At 59.9% G+C, this 18,838-nt stretch carries 24 protein-coding genes; 13 read left to right on the top strand and 11 right to left on the bottom strand.

Annotated features, from left to right (window positions below; all coding sequences use genetic code 11):
* Positions 1-78 precede the first annotated feature (78 nt).
* From AC1DQM_RS12465 to AC1DQM_RS12480, 4 genes are all read right to left on the bottom strand, one after another.
* Positions 79-897 carry a helix-turn-helix transcriptional regulator gene (locus AC1DQM_RS12465; RefSeq protein ID WP_086944977.1) on the bottom strand — a complete coding sequence of 273 codons (819 nt, stop codon included), beginning with the start codon at positions 895-897 and terminating at the stop codon, positions 79-81.
* A gap of 5 nt (positions 898-902) precedes the next feature.
* Positions 903-1,442 carry a kinase inhibitor gene (locus AC1DQM_RS12470; protein ID WP_477746262.1) on the bottom strand — a complete coding sequence of 180 codons (540 nt, stop codon included), beginning with the start codon at positions 1,440-1,442 and terminating at the stop codon, positions 903-905.
* Between the two features lie 122 nt (positions 1,443-1,564).
* Positions 1,565-2,158 carry an NUDIX domain-containing protein gene (locus AC1DQM_RS12475; protein ID WP_018925541.1) on the bottom strand — a complete coding sequence of 198 codons (594 nt, stop codon included), beginning with the start codon at positions 2,156-2,158 and terminating at the stop codon, positions 1,565-1,567.
* A 187-nt stretch (positions 2,159-2,345) separates the two neighbouring features.
* On the bottom strand, positions 2,346-2,783 hold the full coding sequence (locus tag AC1DQM_RS12480) for a hemerythrin domain-containing protein (RefSeq protein ID WP_018925540.1): 438 nt from the start codon (positions 2,781-2,783) through the stop codon (positions 2,346-2,348).
* Positions 2,784-2,904: 121 nt separating this feature from the next.
* Between AC1DQM_RS12480 and AC1DQM_RS12485 the strand changes: the two genes are divergently transcribed.
* Positions 2,905-3,330, top strand: coding sequence for a GNAT family N-acetyltransferase (locus AC1DQM_RS12485; RefSeq protein ID WP_477746263.1), 426 nt, complete (start codon positions 2,905-2,907; stop codon positions 3,328-3,330).
* Positions 3,331-3,391: 61 nt separating this feature from the next.
* Here the strand turns inward: AC1DQM_RS12485 and AC1DQM_RS12490 are convergent, their stop codons facing one another.
* Positions 3,392-3,742: a hypothetical protein gene (locus AC1DQM_RS12490; RefSeq protein ID WP_086944979.1), complete on the bottom strand. Its 351-nt coding sequence runs from the start codon at positions 3,740-3,742 to the stop codon at positions 3,392-3,394.
* A 147-nt stretch (positions 3,743-3,889) separates the two neighbouring features.
* Between AC1DQM_RS12490 and AC1DQM_RS12495 the strand changes: the two genes are divergently transcribed.
* The 8 genes from AC1DQM_RS12495 to AC1DQM_RS12530 all read left to right on the top strand — a co-directional run bounded on the left by AC1DQM_RS12495 (position 3,890) and on the right by AC1DQM_RS12530 (position 8,056).
* Positions 3,890-4,138, top strand: coding sequence for a hypothetical protein (locus AC1DQM_RS12495; protein WP_007941139.1), 249 nt, complete (start codon positions 3,890-3,892; stop codon positions 4,136-4,138).
* An 18-nt stretch (positions 4,139-4,156) separates the two neighbouring features.
* A complete protein-coding gene (locus AC1DQM_RS12500) occupies positions 4,157-4,486 on the top strand; it encodes a DUF6388 family protein (protein WP_019648485.1) in 330 nt (109 codons plus the stop codon).
* A 98-nt stretch (positions 4,487-4,584) separates the two neighbouring features.
* Positions 4,585-4,977, top strand: coding sequence for a sulfurtransferase complex subunit TusD (gene tusD / locus AC1DQM_RS12505; RefSeq protein WP_477746264.1), 393 nt, complete (start codon positions 4,585-4,587; stop codon positions 4,975-4,977).
* Between the two features lies 1 nt (position 4,978).
* Positions 4,979-5,341, top strand: a complete 363-nt coding sequence (gene tusC, locus AC1DQM_RS12510; protein ID WP_477746265.1) for a sulfurtransferase complex subunit TusC — start codon at positions 4,979-4,981, stop codon at positions 5,339-5,341.
* The gene (gene tusB / locus AC1DQM_RS12515; RefSeq protein ID WP_018925535.1) at positions 5,341-5,634 is read left to right on the top strand and encodes a sulfurtransferase complex subunit TusB; all 294 of its coding nucleotides are present in this window, start codon (positions 5,341-5,343) and stop codon (positions 5,632-5,634) included. The genes tusC and tusB overlap by 1 nt, the downstream gene beginning before the upstream one ends.
* Positions 5,631-5,966, top strand: a complete 336-nt coding sequence (locus AC1DQM_RS12520; RefSeq protein WP_477746266.1) for a TusE/DsrC/DsvC family sulfur relay protein — start codon at positions 5,631-5,633, stop codon at positions 5,964-5,966. The genes tusB and AC1DQM_RS12520 overlap by 4 nt, the downstream gene beginning before the upstream one ends.
* Positions 5,963-6,964, top strand: a complete 1,002-nt coding sequence (locus tag AC1DQM_RS12525; protein ID WP_111454055.1) for a glycosyl transferase family protein — start codon at positions 5,963-5,965, stop codon at positions 6,962-6,964. The genes AC1DQM_RS12520 and AC1DQM_RS12525 overlap by 4 nt, the downstream gene beginning before the upstream one ends.
* 90 nt (positions 6,965-7,054) lie before the next feature.
* Positions 7,055-8,056 (top strand): glutathione S-transferase family protein, encoded by a 1,002-nt coding sequence (locus AC1DQM_RS12530; protein WP_477746267.1) that lies wholly within the window; start codon positions 7,055-7,057, stop codon positions 8,054-8,056.
* A gap of 64 nt (positions 8,057-8,120) precedes the next feature.
* Here AC1DQM_RS12530 and cysG read toward each other — a convergent pair whose 3' ends face one another.
* The 6 genes from cysG to AC1DQM_RS12560 all read right to left on the bottom strand — a co-directional run bounded on the left by cysG (position 8,121) and on the right by AC1DQM_RS12560 (position 15,700).
* Positions 8,121-9,515, bottom strand: coding sequence for a siroheme synthase CysG (gene cysG / locus AC1DQM_RS12535; RefSeq protein WP_477746268.1), 1,395 nt, complete (start codon positions 9,513-9,515; stop codon positions 8,121-8,123).
* On the bottom strand, positions 9,516-10,796 hold the full coding sequence (serS, locus tag AC1DQM_RS12540; RefSeq protein ID WP_018925530.1) for a serine--tRNA ligase: 1,281 nt from the start codon (positions 10,794-10,796) through the stop codon (positions 9,516-9,518). It abuts the gene before it with no gap.
* A 15-nt stretch (positions 10,797-10,811) separates the two neighbouring features.
* Positions 10,812-11,186 carry a fluoride efflux transporter CrcB gene (gene crcB / locus AC1DQM_RS12545; protein WP_007941127.1) on the bottom strand — a complete coding sequence of 125 codons (375 nt, stop codon included), beginning with the start codon at positions 11,184-11,186 and terminating at the stop codon, positions 10,812-10,814.
* Positions 11,186-12,508, bottom strand: a complete 1,323-nt coding sequence (locus tag AC1DQM_RS12550; protein WP_477746269.1) for a replication-associated recombination protein A — start codon at positions 12,506-12,508, stop codon at positions 11,186-11,188. The genes crcB and AC1DQM_RS12550 overlap by 1 nt, the downstream gene beginning before the upstream one ends.
* A 94-nt stretch (positions 12,509-12,602) precedes the next feature.
* Positions 12,603-13,226 (bottom strand): outer membrane lipoprotein periplasmic chaperone LolA, encoded by a 624-nt coding sequence (gene lolA, locus AC1DQM_RS12555; RefSeq protein ID WP_477746270.1) that lies wholly within the window; start codon positions 13,224-13,226, stop codon positions 12,603-12,605.
* A gap of 68 nt (positions 13,227-13,294) precedes the next feature.
* Positions 13,295-15,700: a DNA translocase FtsK gene (locus AC1DQM_RS12560; RefSeq protein ID WP_019580089.1), complete on the bottom strand. Its 2,406-nt coding sequence runs from the start codon at positions 15,698-15,700 to the stop codon at positions 13,295-13,297.
* Positions 15,701-16,006: 306 nt separating this feature from the next.
* Between AC1DQM_RS12560 and trxB the strand changes: the two genes are divergently transcribed.
* The 4 genes from trxB (at position 16,007) to infA (ending at position 18,829) form a co-directional block, all read left to right on the top strand.
* The gene (trxB, locus tag AC1DQM_RS12565) at positions 16,007-16,966 is read left to right on the top strand and encodes a thioredoxin-disulfide reductase (RefSeq protein ID WP_018925527.1); all 960 of its coding nucleotides are present in this window, start codon (positions 16,007-16,009) and stop codon (positions 16,964-16,966) included.
* A 68-nt stretch (positions 16,967-17,034) separates the two neighbouring features.
* Entirely contained in the window at positions 17,035-17,715 is a 681-nt protein-coding gene (gene aat / locus AC1DQM_RS12570; RefSeq protein ID WP_018925526.1) for a leucyl/phenylalanyl-tRNA--protein transferase, read from the top strand.
* Between the two features lie 87 nt (positions 17,716-17,802).
* The gene (locus AC1DQM_RS12575; protein WP_477746271.1) at positions 17,803-18,510 is read left to right on the top strand and encodes an arginyltransferase; all 708 of its coding nucleotides are present in this window, start codon (positions 17,803-17,805) and stop codon (positions 18,508-18,510) included.
* 100 nt (positions 18,511-18,610) lie between these two features.
* Positions 18,611-18,829: a translation initiation factor IF-1 gene (gene infA, locus AC1DQM_RS12580; protein ID WP_002553999.1), complete on the top strand. Its 219-nt coding sequence runs from the start codon at positions 18,611-18,613 to the stop codon at positions 18,827-18,829.
* Positions 18,830-18,838 lie beyond the last annotated feature (9 nt).

Below are 18,838 nucleotides of genomic sequence, written 5' to 3' on the forward strand. Positions count from 1 at the left end.
AACGATGACGTGTAATACCTGAAAAACCGCGGCGCATTCTTCGCGGGCAAGCCTCGCTCCTACAGGCCACAGGAATACCTAAATCGCCGCCCGCAATTCCCGTGGCGACAGGCCGTAATGTGAGCGAAAGCGCACGGCAAAACGTGAGGCCGAGGCGTAGCCGCTGGCACCGGCAATTTCACCGATGGGCCGGGAAGTGGTTTGCAACCATTGCAACGCGGTCGCCAGTCGAACGCTTTCCAGAATATTCCTGAAGCTGCTCCCCTCATTGGCCAGTTGGCGACGCAACGTCGATTCACCGAGATTCAGGTGTTGAGCGACGCTCGCAACCGTCCAGTCGCTCTCAGGGCTGCCCATCAGCAACTGCTGCACACGCTCGCACAGTGGATCATTGCGATCCATCAGCAGCGGTCCGGCCTGGCCATTGAGGCCCAGGCTGAGCAAAACCGCTTCCCCATAGTGGGTGCGCAATGCATCCGGCGCGTTGGCATTGATGGCGGCCAATAACTGATCCCATGCCTGCGTCGTGTGCCTGTCCAGAGGAACACACAGATCTGTCTTCGGGGCACGGTGACCATTCATGATCTGCCGGCCATATCGGCTGCTGAAGTTGCGCAGTGTCGAACCGGGAAAGGTCACGACATCGGCGATGTAGTGACCGTGAAGACCGGGGAAGTTCGAGATACCAAGCTCACGCCCGGCCGGCAACAGAATCAGATGTTGCGGCCCAGCGCGCATCTCCCGGTCATCCCATTGCAACAGTTTTTCCCCCTGTCGCACTCGACACAAGGCAGTCGCGAATATCGGCACCCGTTGCAAGGTATGAGGCTGCCGCGCCCGGATGACACACGCATCGATAATGTTTTCCCGGTGCTGGATACCGTCACAAGGGCGCATCGTTCTTAACGTCCGTAAGTCGAAGTGATGGTCGCTTTGGCCAAGGCGTTGGCATTGAGCATATAGCCCACCAAGGCTCCGCTGGCTTGGTTGTCGAGTGGCAACTTGTCGACTTTCAACGCCCATACAGTGAATTGATAGCGATGGGGCTTATCCCCCACAGGAGGGCACGCTCCGCCAAATCCCGGTTGGCCATAATCGGTTCGCCCTTCTACGGCACCGGCAGGCAGGTTCGAACCGACCCCTCTTGGCAGACTTTTGGTTGAAGCCGGTAAGTTGACCACTGTCCAATGCCACCAGCCGCTGCCGGTCGGCGCATCAGGGTCATAGACCGTGATCGCGTAACTTTTAGTCTCCGCCGGGGCGTTGGACCAGGACAGTTGCGGAGACGTATTACCCCCTTCACAACCGAAACCCTGGAATACCTCGCGACTGGTCAGCGGGCGATTTTCAGCAATATCCTGGCTTGTCAGCGAGAAGTCGGCTGCGTGCCCAGTGAGGACGACCCCCATGGACAAAGCGGATAGGATAATTCGGATGTTCATCGTGACCTCATCGGTGTCTTGGCGTGAAGCACGAGTCTAGAGAGAGCAAAGGCTGATTACTGTGCCGAAACGCTCGACCATTGTGCCTGAACGCTCTCTCGATCCAGGCACACCCCGCCGACTCAGACCGGTCCGAAAATGTCCTTCATCGCCGCATACTGCAGCAGCATGATGGTCTTGGCATCGCAGATCTCCCCGCGATAAAACGCCTCAAGGGCGTCGTCGAATTTCCACTCCAGCACTTCCAGTTCTTCGGTTTCGTCTTCCAGCCCACCGCCCTCGCTGACTTTCGAAGAGGCGTCGTACTCGGCAATAAAGAAATGCAGTTTCTCCGTGACCGAACCGGGGCTCATGTAGGACTCGAACACCTTCTGCACATGGTGGACGCGATAGCCGGTTTCTTCCTCAGCTTCAGCGCGAATGCGCTCTTCAGGCGCAGCGCCTTCCAGCAGCCCCGCCGCCACTTCAATCAACAAACCATCATGGCCGTTGACGAACACCGGCAACCGGAACTGGCGAGTCAGCACGACGGTTTTCTTCTCGCGGTTGAACAGCAAAATCGCCGCGCCGTTGCCACGGTCGTAGACCTCGCGGCTCTGGCGCTGCCAGTCGCCGTTGTTGCGCAGGTAATCGAACGTGATTTTCTTCAGCAGATACCAGTTGTGGGACAACACCTGGGACTCGATGATGTTGACCCGCTCGGCTGTGTTCGACATGACAATCCATCCCTATTTTCGTCAGAAGACGTCCATGTTAGGCGAAAACAGAAAAGCCCGGCATGGTTGCCGGGCTTCTTTTTTTCTAACGCTCTGTCCAATCCTTCAGCACGGATTCAGAGGGTCGGTGTTACTTGAAATCCAATTGGCCTACACGCCAAAGCAACAAATGATTGCGTGCTTCAGGTCAGGGCAACTGCGCTTTATATTCTTTCTGGTATTGCCCGGCGAGTGATTCCTTTTGCTTGTTGTCGAGCAGTTTGCCGGCCATTTGAAAGAACTTCTGCTCTTCCTCTTTCAGGTGGTGATGGACCTTTTCCGAGAGCTTTTTGGCAGTGATCAGCCAAGCGGCGCTGGACATCTCAGTCTCGTCCAGTTCCTCCATCATTTCGTCCATTTCATGGTGTTCGGAAATGGCGTGGCGACTCAGGTCCATGCCATTGTCGAATGCCATCAACGGGATGTAGAAATGGCGTTCTTCGGCCGTTGCGTGGGCGTGCAGTTCGGCTTTGAGCTGTTTGTAAGCCTCTAGCCGTTCTGGGGTGTCGCCGTGGGTCTTGATCAGGGCGACGGCATAGCTACGCTGGCGATCATGGCTTTCGCGCAAGGCTTCAAAGATATCCACGGGCGGTCCTCATGGGTGCATTGCGAATGACATTATTGAGGCTAGACCTCCCGGCGCACCCGGGAGTTCCAAACAAACTGCGATCGCGATAGGCTCCCTCTTTGCCATATGGATGTAGCCCATGACCCTGCGAATTGAACTGTCGACAAACGCCACTCAGGAAGAGCGCGAAGCAATCCTCACACCGCTGCGCGCCTACAACGCCTCAAAGGCCGGGCCCACGGTGTCAGAGCAGATTGCCTTGCTGGTGCGCGATGACAACGATGAGATTCTCGGCGGGCTTTATGGCCGAGTGTTTTATCGGTGGTTTTTCATTGAATTGTTGTCGGTACCGGACCAGGCACGGGGACAAGGGCTGGGTTCGAAGCTGATGCAGATGGCCGAAGACCTGGCGCGGGAGAAAGAGTGCATCGGGATCTGGCTGGACACCTTCGACTTCCAGGCGCCGGAGTTCTACAAAAAACACGGCTACAGCGAACTGGGGCAGATTGCCGATTATCCACCAGGCCATAAGCGTTTCTTTTTCCAGAAGCGTTTGATTGATTAAAACGCAAACGTTGTGGGAGCGAGCCTGCTCGCTCCCACAGGGGGACTGCCTCATAAACCTCTTACAGGCAGGTCGCCAACGCCGCCAAACGACGCTTGGCAACAAAATCATCATGCTGGGCGTAGTAGCTCAAGGCCGTGCCTGAAGCATCGCTGGTCACGTCCACGAAGGACTCGGCCGAACGGGTGTAGACCGTCGAGCCGCCCTTCTTGCCCGGCTGCAAATACGCACCGGCATCGACGCCGAACACCGCCTCGTCCTGCCAGGCAAACTGCACGCACTGGGCGACGACTTTTTCCGGTTTGTCCGAGGTCAGGGTTTTGTACGGGGTTTTGCTGCGGGCGTCGTTCATCGCCGATCCGGCGCAGCCCGCCAGCAAGGTTGCGGCCAGCGCCACCATCAGAATTCGCATTGCGTTCGCTCATCAGGAAAAAGCGGACTGTACCACCGCGGCGCGGCGTATCGTTCTGCTTTACTTCATTTATACCGCGACACCGCGCAACGATTCGCGCACCCTGTCGCGCCGATAGCCTCGCATCGCCCATTTTTCAGGAAAGCCATGACACCCAATGCCGAGTTCTACAAACCCTCCACCGACTACGCCGACAAACTGATCAGCCAGATCGGCCAGACGCCGGCCTGGATCGCCAAGCGAATTGGCGTCACCGACAAGCGGATTCGTTACATTCTCGACGGCGAAAGAACCGTCAAAGGCGAAACCACGCCGATCCAGATGACCTACACCGAGCAGTTTGCCCTTGAGTGTCTGGCTGCGGCTGCCAAGGCGAGCAAAAAGCAGTCTTCGTAATCCCCTCAAGGAGTGACCATGGCGGCAACCGAACAGCAACACGAACAGGCGCTGAGGAAATTTCTCGATGAACGCCCTGAGCTGCGTCTTGAGCTCGACAATCTCAATCCCCTGCTCGCCCAGGCCAAAGGCGAGACGATGGCGCAGTACCGCGACGAACGCTTGCATGAAGCGTTCGAAGCCGAGGCCGAGCGCCTGGGTTTGTTTGCCTGGGAGCTGACACTGCAACTGACCACCGCCACGCCCGAGGAATATCAGGCCCAACGCATGGAAGTGCACAAGGAAGTTGCAGAGATGGCCGGCATGAACTGGCTTGAGTATTGCGAGTTGTACGGGCTGACCAAATAATCCTCGCGATGGCAGCGACTCGGTCTGCGAGTAAACGCCCTTCGCCGCCCTGCCGATAAAGCTTTATCATGGCCGCAGTTTTGCTGATCGAGTCCGTCATGAAATTCGCCATTGCGCTGTTTTCCGCCGCCCATGCGCCCTCCTCGCGCCGTGCCTTGCTGTTCGCCCAGGCCGCGCTGGCCGGCGGGCATGAGATTGTCCGGCTGTTTTTCTATCAGGATGGCGTCTACAACGCGTCCGGCAGTGTGATCACGCCTCAGGATGAGCAGGACTTGCCCAAGCAATGGCGCACCTTTGTCAGCGAGCATCAACTCGATGGCGTGGTCTGCATCGCCGCCGCCCTGCGTCGTGGCGTGCTGAACGAGGAAGAAGCCCAGCGCTATCAGCGTGAAGCGGTCGCCGTGGGCGCGCCGTGGGAATTGTCCGGCCTTGGCCAGTTGCATGACGCGGTGCAGGACGCTGACCGCCTGATCTGTTTCGGAGGCGCGTGAGATGGCTAAATCCTTGCTGATTATCAGCCGTCAGGCGCCGTGGTCCGGGCCGAATGCGCGGGAAGCGCTGGACATTGTATTGGCCGGCGGCGCCTTCGATCTGCCGATCGGGCTACTGTTTCTTGATGACGGCGTGTTCCAGCTCGCTGCGAAACAGGACGCCAAGGCGTTGCAGCAGAAAGACCTGAGCGCCAACCTGCAAGCCTTGCCGATGTTTGGCGTCGAAGACCTGTTCGTGTGCGCTGACAGCGTAGCGGCCCGAGGCCTGGACCCCAAAGGTCTGTCGCTTGAAGAAGCCCGGGTACTGAGCGCCCAGGACATCAGCGCCCTTATTGACCGTTACGACCAGGTGATCACCCTCTGATGTCGACTTTGCATGTGTTGTCTCATTCCCCTTTCGGCGACGAGCGCCTGGGCAGTTGCCTGCGCGTGATCGGCCCCAACGATGCGCTGCTGCTGAGTGGCGATGCGGCCTATGCCTTGCAGCCAGGCACCGCGCCATTCAGCTCTTTGCATGCACGCAACCTGAAACTGTTCGTACTGGCCGAAGACGCGCAGGCCCGGGCTCTGCAAGTTCCGGACTGGGCCAGTGCCATTGACTACCCGGCCTTCGTCGAACTGTCGATTCACTATGACAAGGTCAACAGTTGGCTATGAAATCCCTGACCGTTGGCGCCCGCGCCATTGAACTGGACAAGGACGGCTTCCTGGTGGAACTGAGCGACTGGTCTACCGAGGTGGCCACCGCCCTCGCCGCCGCCGAAGACATCGAGTTGAGCCCGGAACATTGGGAAATCCTCGAACTGCTGCGCAGTTTCTACAACGAATTCCAGTTGTCCCCGGCCACCCGCCCGCTGATCAAGTACACCGCATTGAAGCTCGGCCCCGACAAGGGCAACAGCCTGCACCTGAACCGACTGTTCAAAGGCACCCCTGCCAAACTCGCCGCGAAACTGGCGGGTCTGCCCAAACCGACGAATTGCTTATGACCGACTATCCAGCGCTGACCCTCGAAACGCCCGCCGAGCACCCGTTCGCCCAATTCGTGCGGATCCTTGGCAAAGGCAAACGCGGCGCCCGCGATCTGACCCGCGAAGAAGCCCGCCAAGCCATGGGCATGGTGCTCGACGACAAGGTCGAGGACACCCAGCTCGGCGCATTCCTGATGCTGTTGCGGCACAAGGAAGAGAGCGCCGAGGAAATGGCCGGGTTCACCGAAGCCTTGCGTGAACGCCTGAACCCACCGGCACTGGCGGTCGATCTGGACTGGCCGACGTACGCAGGCAAGAAGCGGCATTTGCCGTGGTATCTGCTGGCGGCCAAGTGCCTGGCGCAGAACGGCGTGCGCATCTTCATGCACGGCGGTGGCGCGCACACGGCGGGGCGGCTGTACAGCGAGCAACTGCTCGAGACGCTGAACATACCGTTGTGCCGCAACTGGCAGCAGGTCGGTGCGGCCCTCGATCAGGGCGGTCTGGCGTTCATGCCATTGGTGGACTGGGCCCCCCAGCTTCAGCGAATGATCGACCTGCGCAACACTCTGGGCCTGCGCTCGCCGATCCATTCCCTGGCGCGGATTCTCAACCCGCTGGGCGCCCGTTGTGGCCTGCAAAGCATTTTCCACCCCGGCTACCAGGCGGTGCATCGCGATGCCAGCGGTCTGCTCGGGGACACGGCAATCGTCGTCAAGGGCGATGGCGGCGAGATTGAGATCAACCCGGACGCCGACAGTCACCTGTATGGCACCACCGGCGGCGAAAGCTGGGATGAAGAATGGCCGCAGCTGTCGAGCCAGCGCCACGTCAAACCGGCGAGCCTGGACCCTGAGCACTTGAAAGCCGTGTGGCGTGGCGACGTGGTCGACAGCTACCCGCAAATGGCGCTGATCTCGACCATGGCCCTGGCCTTGCGCGGCCTCGGCCAGCCCCGCGAACAAGCCTTCGAAACCGCCCAGCAATATTGGGACGCCCGGGACCGATCGATTTAATCGATCATAACAGCCCAACCTTTGCGCTTTTTGTTCGAACCTATGCGCATAGACTCCTCTCCAACGCTTATAGGTTGAGGAGTCAGGCACATGGGTTTGTTAGTCGAAGGTCGCTGGCAGGATCAGTGGTACCAAAGCAGCAAGGATGGCGCGTTCCAGCGTGAACAGGCGCAGCGTCGCAACTGGCTGACTGCCGATGGCAAGCCAGGCCCGAGCGGCGTCGGTGGTTTTGCCGCCGAGGCCGGTCGCTATCACCTCTATGTGTCCCTCGCCTGCCCGTGGGCCCACCGCACGCTGATCCTGCGCAAACTCAAAGGCCTTGAAAGCCTGATCGACGTGTCGGTGGTCAGCTGGTTGATGCTGGAAAACGGCTGGACCTTCGATAAAAACCTCGGATCGACCGGCGACAAGCTCGATCATTTCAATTTCATGCACCAGCGCTACACCGCCGATACCGCCGACTACACCGGCCGCGTCACCGTGCCGGTGTTGTGGGATAAACAGACCAACCGCATCGTCAGCAATGAATCGGCGGAGATCATCCGCATGTTCAACAGTGCGTTCGATGACTTGACCGGCAATGACCTGGATTTCTACCCGGCACCGCTGCGCAGCGAAATCGACGCCCTGAACGAGCGGATTTATCCAGCAGTGAACAACGGCGTCTATCGCGCCGGGTTTGCCACCTCGCAGCAGGCTTATGAAGAGGCGTTCGATGAGTTGTTTGCCGAGCTGGATCGGCTGGAGCAACTGCTGGGCGCGAACCGTTACCTGACGGGTGAATACCTGACCGAAGCGGATATTCGCCTGTTCACCACGCTGATTCGTTTTGATGCGGTGTATCACGGCCACTTCAAATGCAATCTGCGGCGGATTGCCGATTATCCGAACCTGTCGAACTGGCTACGGGAGATTTATCAGTGGCCCGGGATTGCCGAGACGGTGGATTTCACCCACATCAAGAACCACTACTATGGCAGCCACAAGACCATCAATCCGACCGGGATTGTGCCGAAAGGGCCGGAGCAGGATTTCACCGGGGCACATGATCGGGGGCGGTTGAGCGGGAAAGGGGTTTGGCGCAAGGCCTGAGGTTGATCGTTCCCACGCTCTACGTGGGAACGATCACAACGGGGGCAAGCCCCCTCGCCACAGGTCAGACCTGCGCCTGAGCCCCTTCGAACCACGCCAGTTTCTCGCGCAGTTGCACCACTTCCCCAACGATCACCAGTGTCGGCGCATGCACTTCATGCTCCGCCACCAGCCGTGGCAGGTCGGCCAGGGTGCCGGTAAATACCCGCTGATTGACCGTGGTGCCCTGCTGGATCAACGCCGCCGGGGTATCAGCCGCGCGACCGTGCTTGATCAACTGCTCGCAGATGATCGGCAAGCCCACCAGCCCCATGTAAAACACCAGGGTTTGCGCCGGCGCGACCAGGTCGGCCCACGGCAAATCGGTGGAACCGTCCTTGAGGTGCCCGGTGACAAACCGCACTGACTGCGCGTAATCGCGGTGAGTCAGCGGAATCCCGGCATACGCCGCGCAACCGCTGGCAGCGGTAATGCCCGGCACGACCTGGAACGGGATGCCATGGGCCGCCAGTTCTTCGATCTCTTCGCCGCCACGCCCGAAAATGAACGGATCGCCACCCTTCAAGCGCACCACGCGCTTGCCGGACTTGGCCAGATCCACCAGATGCTGGTTGATCTGTTCCTGAGGCACTGCGTGATCGGCGCGGCGCTTGCCGACGTAGACCCGCTCGGCATCGCGACGGCACAAATCCAGAATCGCCGGCGCCACCAGACGGTCATACAGCACCACGTCGGCTTGCTGCATCAGGCGCAAGGCGCGGAAGGTCAACAGGTCGGGATCACCCGGCCCGGCGCCCACCAGATAAACCTCGCCAGTGGCTACAGGGGCTTCGCCATTGATTTTGGCCAGCATCAAGCGCTCGGCCTCGGCGCCCTGCCCGGCCAGTTGCCGGTCGGCAATCGGTCCCTGGAACACATCCTCCCAGAACGCCCGACGCTGCTGCACATCCGGAAACAGGCCTTTGACCTGGTTGCGGAAACGCGCCGCCAGACCGGCCAGTTGACCGTAAGTGGAAGGAATCCAGGTTTCCAGCTTGGCGCGAATCAACCGCGCCAGCACCGGCGCATCGCCGCCACTGGACACGGCAATGATCAGCGGCGAACGGTCGACGATCGCCGGGAAGATCACGCTGCACAGGGCCGGCGCGTCCACCACGTTGACCGGCACGCAACGCCGATGGGCATCGGCGGAGACTTGCGCGTTCAGCGGTTCATCGTCGGTGGCGGCGATGATCAGCCCGCAACCGTCCAGATCCGCCTCGACGTAGCCACGCACCAGGCACTCGCCACCGCTGCCGACTACCAGCTCACGCAACTGCGGTTCGATTTCAGGCGCGACCACCCGCAGCAGCGCACCGGCTTCGGCCAGCAGGCGGGATTTGCGCAAGGCAATCTCCCCCCCGCCGACAACCAACACACGACTGCCGCGAAGGTTATGGAACAGCGGCAGATAGTCCATTTAGCCGATGACCTCAAGGCCACCCATGTACGGCTTGAGCACTTCAGGCACACGGATCGAACCGTCGGCCTGCTGATAGTTCTCGAGTACCGCCACCAGGGTACGACCGACCGCCAGGCCGGAACCGTTCAGGGTGTGCACCAGCTCAGGCTTGCCGGTTTCCGGGTTGCGGAAACGCGCTTGCATACGGCGGGCCTGGAAGTCGCCACAGTTGGAGCACGACGAAATCTCGCGATACTTGTCCTGGCTCGGAATCCACACTTCCAGGTCGTAGGTCTTGACCGCGCTGAAGCCCATGTCGCCGGTGCACAGCGCCAGGGTGCGGTATGGCAGCTCCAGCAGTTGCAGGACTTTCTCGGCGTTGGCGGTCAGGTTTTCCAGCGCTTGCATCGAGGTCGACGGCTCAACGATCTGGACCATCTCGACCTTGTCGAACTGGTGCTGACGGATCATCCCGCGAGTGTCGCGACCCGACGCGCCAGCCTCGCTGCGGAAGCACGGCGTGTGTGCCACGAACTTGATCGGCAGCAGTTTCGAATCGACGATTTCTCCGGCCACAATGTTGGTCAGCGACACCTCAGCGGTCGGAATCAGGTACAGATCGGCTTCGCCGTCGCGGCTAATCTTGAACAGGTCTTCTTCGAATTTCGGCAACTGACCGGTGCCCTGCAGGGCCGGCGCTTGTACCAGATAAGGCGTGTAAGCCTCTTCGTAACCGTGTTCGTTGATGTGCAGGTTGATCATGAACTGCGCCAGTGCACGGTGCAGGCGAGCAATCGGGCCGCGCAGCAGGGCGAAACGGGCGCCGGACAGTTTGGCGGCGGTTTCGAAATCCAGCCAGCCGAACTTCTCGCCCAGGGCCACGTGGTCCTGAACCGGGAAGTCGAACGCCTTTGGCGTGCCCCAACGGCGCACTTCAACGTTGCCTTCTTCGTCATCGCCAACCGGCACCGATTCGTGCGGCAGGTTCGGGATGCCCAGCAGGATCGAATCCAGCTCGGTCTGGATCGCGTCCAGTTCGACTTTACCGGCGCTCAACTCGCCCGCCATGCGCTCGACATCCGCCATCAGCGGCGCGATGTCTTCGCCGCGCTGCTTGGCCTGGCCGATGGATTTGGAGCGCGCGTTACGTTCAGCCTGCAGAGCTTCGGTGCGGGTCTGGACGGTCTTGCGCTGTTCTTCCAGCGCTTCGATACGCGCAACATCCAGGGCAAAGCCACGGGATGCCAGGCGGTCCGCTACGTCCTGAAGGTTGCTACGTAACAGTTTGGAATCGAGCATGTCGGTTTCTCGTTATCAAAGTTTGGTCAAGGACAGGCCAGCCCAGGTGGCGAGCAGCCCGCCGAATACGCTGATGGCCGCATAGCCCAAGGCCAGCGGCACTTGCCCGGTTTCCAGCAGGCGCACCGTATCCAGTGAAAAGGATGAAAAAGTCGTCAGCCCCCCGAGGAAGCCGACGATCAGCCCGGCGCGTACCGCAAACGATACCTCCGGGCGAATCAAAAACAGGCCGTATAGAACGCCGATCAGCAAACAGCCCACGATATTAACGGCCAGCGTCGCGGTATAGAAGTGCCGCGGCCAATTCGCGTTGATCCAGTTACCGGTGGCGAAGCGCAACAGCGTACCGGCGACACCGCCGACGGAAACCGCAACAATCAAGGGAATCACTATTTTCTCCGCTGTCGGGGGCTTAGACGGTCAAGCTGCGCGAGATGGTTGAGCTTTTCGCCGATCTTCAGCTCCAGGCCGCGGGGCACGGGTTGATAAAACCTTTGTGGCTCCAACTCGTCCGGGAAGTAATCTTCGCCAGCGGCGTAGGCATCCGGTTCATCGTGGGCGTAACGATATTCATCGCCATAGCCCAATTGCTTCATCAACTTGGTCGGCGCATTGCGCAGGTGCAGCGGCACTTCCAGCGAACCGTGCTCGGTAGCGCTGCGCATCGCGGCCTTGAAGCCCACGTACACCGCGTTGCTTTTTGGCGCGCAAGCCAGATAGGTAATGGCCTGGGCCACCGCCAATTCGCCTTCGGGGCTGCCGAGGCGCTCCTGCACTTCCCACGCCGCCAGGCACAGGCTCAGGGCGCGGGGGTCGGCGTTGCCGATGTCTTCGCTGGCCATGCGCACTACGCGTCGGGCCAGGTACAGCGGGTCGCAGCCGCCGTCGATCATTCGTGCGAACCAGTACAGCGCGCCATCGGGGTTGGAACCGCGTACCGATTTATGCAGCGCGGATATCTGGTCGTAGAAGGCTTCGCCGCCCTTATCGAAACGCCGCCGGGTATCACCGAGCAGGCTTTGCAGCAGGTCGACGCCGATTTCGCTGTGGTCTTCGGCCAGGTCCGAGGCATTTTCCAACAGGTTGAGCAGACGCCGGCCATCGCCATCGGCGGCGGACAGCAGCATCTGGAAGCCCTCGTCGCTGAGGGTCAGTTGCCGCTTGCCCAGCCCACGCTCTTCGGTCAGCGCGCGATGCACCAGCTTGCGCAGGGCGGCTTCGTCGAGGCTTTTGAGCACATAGACACGCGCCCGGGACAGCAGCGCGTTGTTGAGTTCGAACGAGGGGTTTTCCGTGGTCGCGCCGATGAAAATCAGCGTGCCGTCTTCAACGTATGGCAGGAACGCATCCTGCTGGGACTTGTTGAAGCGATGCACTTCGTCGACGAACAGGATGGTGCGTTTACCGTACTGCCCGGCCTGCTGCTTGGCGACTTCCACCGCCTGACGAATCTCTTTGACCCCGGCCAGCACCGCCGAAACCGTTTCGAAGTGCGCATCCGAGACTTCCGCCAGCAGCCGCGCCAGGGTGGTTTTACCCACGCCCGGTGGCCCCCAGAAAATCATCGAGTGCAGGGCACCCTGCTCCAGGGCTTCGCGCAAAGGCTTGCCCCGAGCGAGCACGTGTTCCTGACCGACGTACTCGTCCAGATTGGCCGCACGCAAACGGGCGGCCAAGGGCTGAGCAATCGGGGCACTGCGAAACAGGTCCATCACGTACTTTTAAAACCTCGAGTCAATTCTCAAGTTTGGCGACCCCCCTGTGACAAGAGCAGCGCCCTCGCCACACAAGCCCGCTTCTACAGGTTTACTCCTTGATCACATCGGCACCCTTGGGGATGTCGAACTTGAACTTGGAGGCCGGGATCGGCTCGTTGGCCTTCACACCGGTGAACAGGATATTGGTGCGCTGGCCGACGCTGTCGATCATCTGCATATCATTGACCAGACCATTGCGGAACGACAGGCGCAGGCTGTCGAACAGGGTATCCTTGGTTTTCGGCTTCAGGGTGAAGTCGATCACCCCGCCGGCTTCCTTGGCGCTGATGTCGAAGCTCTGGCTGATCTTGGACACGTCACCGGACAGCAGCAACGCCGGGGTCTGGGTCAGACGCTGATCGAGTTTTTTGATGGTGGCCTGTTCCAGATCCGGATCCCACAGGGTCACGTTCTTACCGTCCGAGACCATGGTTTGCTCGGCCGGCGCGTTAGTGTGCCAGTAGAACAGGCCCGGGCGCTGCAAGGACATTTCACCCGCAGTTTCTTGTAACTGGGTGCCGCTGCCGTCGAGGGTCAGCTGGGAGAAGCGCGCGGTCAGGGTCTGGGATTTTTCCAGCAGTTGAGTCAGACGCGCCACGTCCTTGTCGTCGGCGTGGGCCGAGAGCGTGGTCAGAGCCAGTACCGGCAGCAACAGCATGCGGATAAGACGCATGGGAGTCCTCATAAACATTCGTGGGAGTGCGGGCGGCGTCTCAAGACGCCGCCCCTTTCAATACCGGATCAGTCGCGCACCGGGCCAGGGGCCAGGACTTCACGCGAACCGTTGGTGTTCATGGACGTTACGACCCCGGCCATTTCCATGGCTTCGATCATGCGCGCCGCGCGGTTGTAGCCGATTTTCAGCTTGCGCTGAACCGCGGAGATGGATGCGCGACGGCTTTCCAGGACGAACTGCACCGCTTCGTCGTAGAGCGCGTCGGTTTCGGCATCATCTTCACCGCCACCGCCGCCGTTTTCAAAGCCGCTACCAGCCTCTTCGACACCGGCGAGGATGTCATCGTTGTATTCCGGCGCGCCGCGCAACTTCCAGGCTTCAACCACCCGGTGCACCTCGTCATCGGACACGAATGCGCCGTGAACACGAATCGGCAGGCTGGTGCCCGGCGGCATGTACAACATATCACCGTGGCCCAGCAGTTGTTCGGCGCCGCCCTGGTCGATGATGGTCCGCGAATCGATCTTGCTCGATACCTGGAACGCCATACGGGTCGGGATGTTCGCCTTGATCAGACCGGTGATCACATCCACCGACGGACGCTGGGTCGCGAGGATCAAGTGGATACCCGCCGCACGCGCCTTCTGCGCGATACGCGCGATCAGCTCTTCAACCTTCTTGCCGACGATCATCATCATGTCGGCGAATTCGTCGACCACCACGACGATGGTCGGCAGCTTCTGCAGCAGCGGTGCCTCGTCGTGGATGCTTTCGCGCTTGTACAGCGGATCGCTCAACGGCTCGCCGGCGTCCTGGGCTTCCTTGACCTTGGCATTGAAGCCCGACAGGTTACGCACGCCCATCTTCGCCATCAGTTTGTAGCGCCGTTCCATCTCGGCGACGCTCCAGCGCAAGGCGTTGGCGGCGTCCTTCATGTCGGTGACCACAGGGCACAGCAAGTGCGGGATGCCTTCGTAGATCGACAGCTCAAGCATTTTCGGGTCGATCATGATCAGCTTGGCGTCTTCAGGGCCAGACTTGAACAGAATCGACAGGATCATCGCGTTCACACCCACCGACTTACCGGAACCGGTTGTACCAGCCACCAGCAAGTGGGGCATTTTCGCCAGGTCAGTGATGACCGGTTTGCCGCCGATGTCGTGACCCAGGGCCAAGGTGACCGGAGACTTGAAGTTATCGTACTCGGGGGTCGACAAGACCTCGGAGAACCGCACAATCTGCCGGTCTTCATTAGGAATCTCGATACCGACCGTGGTCTTGCCCGGAATCACTTCCACCACGCGCACGCTGGTCACGGCCAGGGAACGGGCCAGGTCTTTCGCCAGGTTGGCGATACGGCTGACTTTCACCCCGGCGGCAGGCTGGATTTCGTAACGGGTAATGACCGGGCCCGGGTGAATCGAATCCACCGAGACTTCGACGCCGAATTCCTTGAGCTTGATCTCCAGCAAGTGGCCGACGGCCGCCAGGGATTCAGGCGAATAATTGAGTTGTTTCTTTTCCGCCGGGTCGAGAATCGAAATCGGCGGCAAGGTGCCTTCCACGGCGCTGTCGACGAACAACGGCGCCTGTTTCTCTTTTTCCACACGCTTGCTCGGAGCGGCCGGCTTCGGCGGCGCGGGAGCAATCACCGGCGGCACCTGCTTTTCGCGCTCGGACATGTGCTTGCTCAGGGCCTGTTCGCGCTCGATCAGGCGCTCCTTGACCTTGGCTTGCTCACGTTTGTCGGTCACGGTTGGCGCCACTACGTCATGCACGCGATCATCGACTTCACGCAGTTGGGCGACCAGTTGCTTACGCTCGGTACGGGCTGCCCACCAGCGATTGGCCGCGCCCTGAAACAGTTCGAACAAATCGAGGGTGATCTTGCCGGTGACGTCCATCACCTTGAACCATGACAGGTCGGTGAACACCGTCAGGCCGAACAGGAACAGCGCGATGAACAACAGCGTGCTGCCCTGAATGTTCAGTGCATTCTTCGCCAGGTCGCCGAGGCTTTCACCCAAAGCGCCGCCCGCTCCGGCCGGCAGACCGGTCGCCGCATGGAAATGGATATGGGCCAGCGCCGCGCCTGACAGCACCAGGAACACCAGGCCGATCAGGCGCCAGGAAAACAGCCAGCCGCTCCACTGCCATGGCTCGTGGCGCTGACGGAAGATCTGATAGGCCTTGATCGCCAGCAATAGCGGGAAAATGTAGGCGAAGTAACCCAGGACCATGAACAGGATGTCGGCGCTGTAAGAGCCGGCAGGCCCGCCGAAGTTCTGTACATCGTCGATCTTGCTGTTATGGCTCCAGCCCGGATCGTCCTTGCCATAGGTCAACAAGGCCATCATCAGGAACAGGCACAAGGCGCCGATGGCGATCAATGCACCTTCCTTGAGCCGGTAGTGCAATTGCTGGCGCCAGAGCGGAACGACTGTTTTAGGTGCTGCGGTGGATTTCTTCAAAACGCTTCTTTTCCTGCGCCCTTGGCGCGTCCATCTGTTGAATGACTATAAAAACTGCCCAATCCAGGCAGGTAAAAAAGTTAACAGTCCCAACCGGGACTACTTTTAACACTGTGCCCCGGCTTTTCGAAATACGGCACGCAGCGCTTTTTTGATACAAACACTGTTACAAGCGGGCATTGTACGGGTTTGTTCGCCCAATGCCATGCTTGAGACCCTTGGCTCCAGCATAGCCAACAGCACAATACGCGCAGTCCAATTTGAGCATGCATTCTCTTTTGTGACAAAGGCTTATGAGGTGTTTTTATGAGTGAAGCGAAGCATTCCCGCCTGATCATTCTGGGTTCCGGCCCTGCCGGTTACAGCGCAGCCGTTTATGCCGCTCGCGCCAACCTCAAACCCGTTGTCATTACCGGCATACAGGCCGGTGGCCAGCTGACCACTACCGTCGAAGTCGACAACTGGCCCGGCGACGTCGAAGGCCTGACTGGCCCGGTGCTGATGGAACGCATGCAGAAACACGCCGAACGCTTCGACACCGAGATCGTTTACGACCACATCCATACCGCCAAGTTGCAACAGCGCCCGTTCGAGCTCATCGGCGACAGCGGCACCTACACCTGCGATGCGCTGATTATCGCCACCGGCGCTTCGGCCCAATACCTGGGGCTGCCATCGGAAGAAGCCTTTGCCGGCAAAGGGGTTTCGGCCTGCGCCACCTGCGATGGTTTCTTCTATCGCAACCAGGTGGTCGCAGTGGTCGGCGGCGGCAACACCGCGGTGGAAGAAGCCCTGTACCTGTCGAACATCGCCAAGGAGGTTCATCTGATTCACCGTCGCGACAAACTGCGTTCGGAGAAGATCCTGCAGGACAAGCTCTTCGAAAAAGCCGCCAACGGCAATATCCGCCTGCACTGGAACCAGAACCTGGACGAAATACTCGGTGACGCCAGCGGCGTGACCGGCGCCCGCCTGCGTCACAGCCATACCGGCGAAACCGCTGAACTGTCGCTGGCCGGCGTGTTCATCGCCATCGGCCACAAACCCAACACCGACCTGTTCCAGGGCCAGCTGCAGATGCGCAACGGCTACCTGCTGGTCAAGGGCGGCAGCGAAGGCGACGCCACCGCCACCGCCATCCAGGGTGTATTCGCCGCCGGCGACGTGGCCGACCACGTTTACCGCCAGGCCGTGACCTCTGCCGGAGCCGGTTGCATGGCTGCGCTGGATGCCGAGAAGTATCTCGATGACATTCCCGGCGTTTGACGGTTAACCTTCTATCTGGCGGGTTTATCGGCCCGCCACCGCCCTCCCCTTCTGCAAGCCCGGATGCCATGCTGACTTGGTTACAACGCAATACCCTGACTTTTCCGCCGCTGGAAAAAGCCATGCGCGACCCCAACGGACTGCTGGCCGCGGGCGGCGATCTGTCCGCCGACCGTCTGATTCAGGCGTATCGCCATGGCTGCTTTCCGTGGTTCTCGGAAGGCCAACCGATTCTCTGGTGGTCACCGGATCCGCGCACGGTGCTGTTTCCCGACGAACTGCATGTCTCCCGCAGCCTGAATAAACTGCTGCGCCAACAACGCTATCAAGTGACCTTCGATCGGGATTTTGCCGCGGTCATCAGCGCCTGCGCCGCGCCGCGCGAGTACGCCGATGGCACCTGGATAACCCAAGCGATGCAGGACGCCTACGTCGAACTGCACAGGCGCGGCTACGCCCATTCGGTGGAGGTCTGGGACGATGGCGTGCTGGTCGGCGGGCTCTACGGCCTGGCCATGGGACAGCTGTTTTTCGGTGAGTCGATGTTCAGCCGCGCCGACAACGCCTCCAAATATGGCTTTGCCACGCTGGTGCGACATCTGAAAGACTCAGGTTTTGTGCTGATCGATTGCCAGATGCCTACCGATCATCTGCATAGCCTGGGCGCCCGAGCGATTCCCCGCACCGAGTTTGCCGGCTACCTTGCCCGGCACCTGGATCAACCCGGTCGTGCCACCTGGGTTTGCTGAGCGACATTGGCCCGTGTGGCTTACACTTAATGCGGGGAGACGAATTGAGAAAGTCCCCTTATCAAAAGTTTATCCCGAGGGTTGATCATGACCGAGTTGGCGCGTTTGAAGTTCTATGCCACTCAGCCCCACTCTTGCAGTTATCTGCCCGAGGAGCAGGCCACTACGCTGTTCCTCGATCCCAGTCAGCCCATGGATGTGCATGTCTACGCAGATCTGTCGGAAATGGGCTTTCGTCGCAGTGGTGATCATCTCTACCGGCCCCATTGCCAGAATTGCAATGCGTGCGTACCGGCGCGTATTCCTGTGGCGCAATTTACCCCCAACCGTCAGCAGAAACGCATTCTCAAACGCAATACCGACTTGCAGGTACGCCCGGCCCGACCAACGTTCAGCGAGGAGTATTTCGACCTCTACCAGCGCTACATCGAACAACGCCACGCCGACGGCGATATGTATCCGCCGAGTCGCGATCAGTTCTCGACCTTCCTGGTGCGTGACCTGCCGTTCTCCCGCTTCTACGAATTTCGTCTCGAAGGCCGACTGGTGGCGGTGGCCGTCACCGACTTGCTGCCCAATGGCCTGTCAGCGGTGTACACCTTCTACGAGCCCGGCGAGGAGCGTCGCAGCCTGGGGCGTTACGCGATTCTCTGGCAGATTGCCGAAGCCGGGCGCCTGGGGCTGGAAGCGGTCTATCTCGGCTACTGGATCAAAAACTGCAAAAAAATGAGCTACAAGACCCAATATCGCCCTATCGAACTGCTGATTAATCAACGTTGGGTCATCCTGAACTAGAACCCCTTGGCTTAAACCCCACTTTTCGGGCACAATGCACGCCGCTTTTGCCTGGCGCAGTTGCACCGGGCCATTCATTGGACACCGAGGGCTTTACTGCATGTCGAAAGAAGACAGCTTCGAAATGGAAGGCACTGTCGTCGACACCCTGCCCAACACCATGTTTCGTGTGGAGTTGGAAAATGGGCACGTCGTAACCGCGCATATCTCCGGCAAGATGCGCAAGAACTACATTCGTATTCTTACCGGCGACAAAGTGCGCGTCGAGCTGACGCCCTATGACTTGAGCAAAGGGCGCATCACCTACCGCGCTCGCTAATCAAGTCAA

The organism is Pseudomonas sp. 01L34 (assembly GCF_056400265.1).

What these genes read in the sequence shown, in the direction of transcription:
- trxB (WP_018925527.1), top strand. Translation starts at nt 16,007, where the DNA reads ATGAGTGAAGCGAAGCATTCCCGCCTGATCATTCTGGGTTCCGGCCCT.
- AC1DQM_RS12485 (WP_477746263.1), top strand. Translation starts at nt 2,905, where the DNA reads ATGACCCTGCGAATTGAACTGTCGACAAACGCCACTCAGGAAGAGCGC.
- cysG (WP_477746268.1), bottom strand. Translation starts at nt 9,515, where the DNA reads ATGGACTATCTGCCGCTGTTCCATAACCTTCGCGGCAGTCGTGTGTTG.
- AC1DQM_RS12520 (WP_477746266.1), top strand. Translation starts at nt 5,631, where the DNA reads ATGAAATCCCTGACCGTTGGCGCCCGCGCCATTGAACTGGACAAGGAC.
- infA (WP_002553999.1), top strand. Translation starts at nt 18,611, where the DNA reads ATGTCGAAAGAAGACAGCTTCGAAATGGAAGGCACTGTCGTCGACACC.
- AC1DQM_RS12550 (WP_477746269.1), bottom strand. Translation starts at nt 12,508, where the DNA reads ATGGACCTGTTTCGCAGTGCCCCGATTGCTCAGCCCTTGGCCGCCCGT.
- tusB (WP_018925535.1), top strand. Translation starts at nt 5,341, where the DNA reads ATGTCGACTTTGCATGTGTTGTCTCATTCCCCTTTCGGCGACGAGCGC.
- AC1DQM_RS12475 (WP_018925541.1), bottom strand. Translation starts at nt 2,158, where the DNA reads ATGTCGAACACAGCCGAGCGGGTCAACATCATCGAGTCCCAGGTGTTG.
- aat (WP_018925526.1), top strand. Translation starts at nt 17,035, where the DNA reads ATGCTGACTTGGTTACAACGCAATACCCTGACTTTTCCGCCGCTGGAA.
- AC1DQM_RS12495 (WP_007941139.1), top strand. Translation starts at nt 3,890, where the DNA reads ATGACACCCAATGCCGAGTTCTACAAACCCTCCACCGACTACGCCGAC.
- tusD (WP_477746264.1), top strand. Translation starts at nt 4,585, where the DNA reads ATGAAATTCGCCATTGCGCTGTTTTCCGCCGCCCATGCGCCCTCCTCG.
- serS (WP_018925530.1), bottom strand. Translation starts at nt 10,796, where the DNA reads ATGCTCGATTCCAAACTGTTACGTAGCAACCTTCAGGACGTAGCGGAC.
- AC1DQM_RS12500 (WP_019648485.1), top strand. Translation starts at nt 4,157, where the DNA reads ATGGCGGCAACCGAACAGCAACACGAACAGGCGCTGAGGAAATTTCTC.
- AC1DQM_RS12470 (WP_477746262.1), bottom strand. Translation starts at nt 1,442, where the DNA reads ATGAACATCCGAATTATCCTATCCGCTTTGTCCATGGGGGTCGTCCTC.
- tusC (WP_477746265.1), top strand. Translation starts at nt 4,979, where the DNA reads ATGGCTAAATCCTTGCTGATTATCAGCCGTCAGGCGCCGTGGTCCGGG.
- AC1DQM_RS12530 (WP_477746267.1), top strand. Translation starts at nt 7,055, where the DNA reads ATGGGTTTGTTAGTCGAAGGTCGCTGGCAGGATCAGTGGTACCAAAGC.
- lolA (WP_477746270.1), bottom strand. Translation starts at nt 13,226, where the DNA reads ATGCGTCTTATCCGCATGCTGTTGCTGCCGGTACTGGCTCTGACCACG.
- AC1DQM_RS12525 (WP_111454055.1), top strand. Translation starts at nt 5,963, where the DNA reads ATGACCGACTATCCAGCGCTGACCCTCGAAACGCCCGCCGAGCACCCG.
- AC1DQM_RS12490 (WP_086944979.1), bottom strand. Translation starts at nt 3,742, where the DNA reads ATGCGAATTCTGATGGTGGCGCTGGCCGCAACCTTGCTGGCGGGCTGC.
- AC1DQM_RS12465 (WP_086944977.1), bottom strand. Translation starts at nt 897, where the DNA reads ATGCGCCCTTGTGACGGTATCCAGCACCGGGAAAACATTATCGATGCG.
- AC1DQM_RS12575 (WP_477746271.1), top strand. Translation starts at nt 17,803, where the DNA reads ATGACCGAGTTGGCGCGTTTGAAGTTCTATGCCACTCAGCCCCACTCT.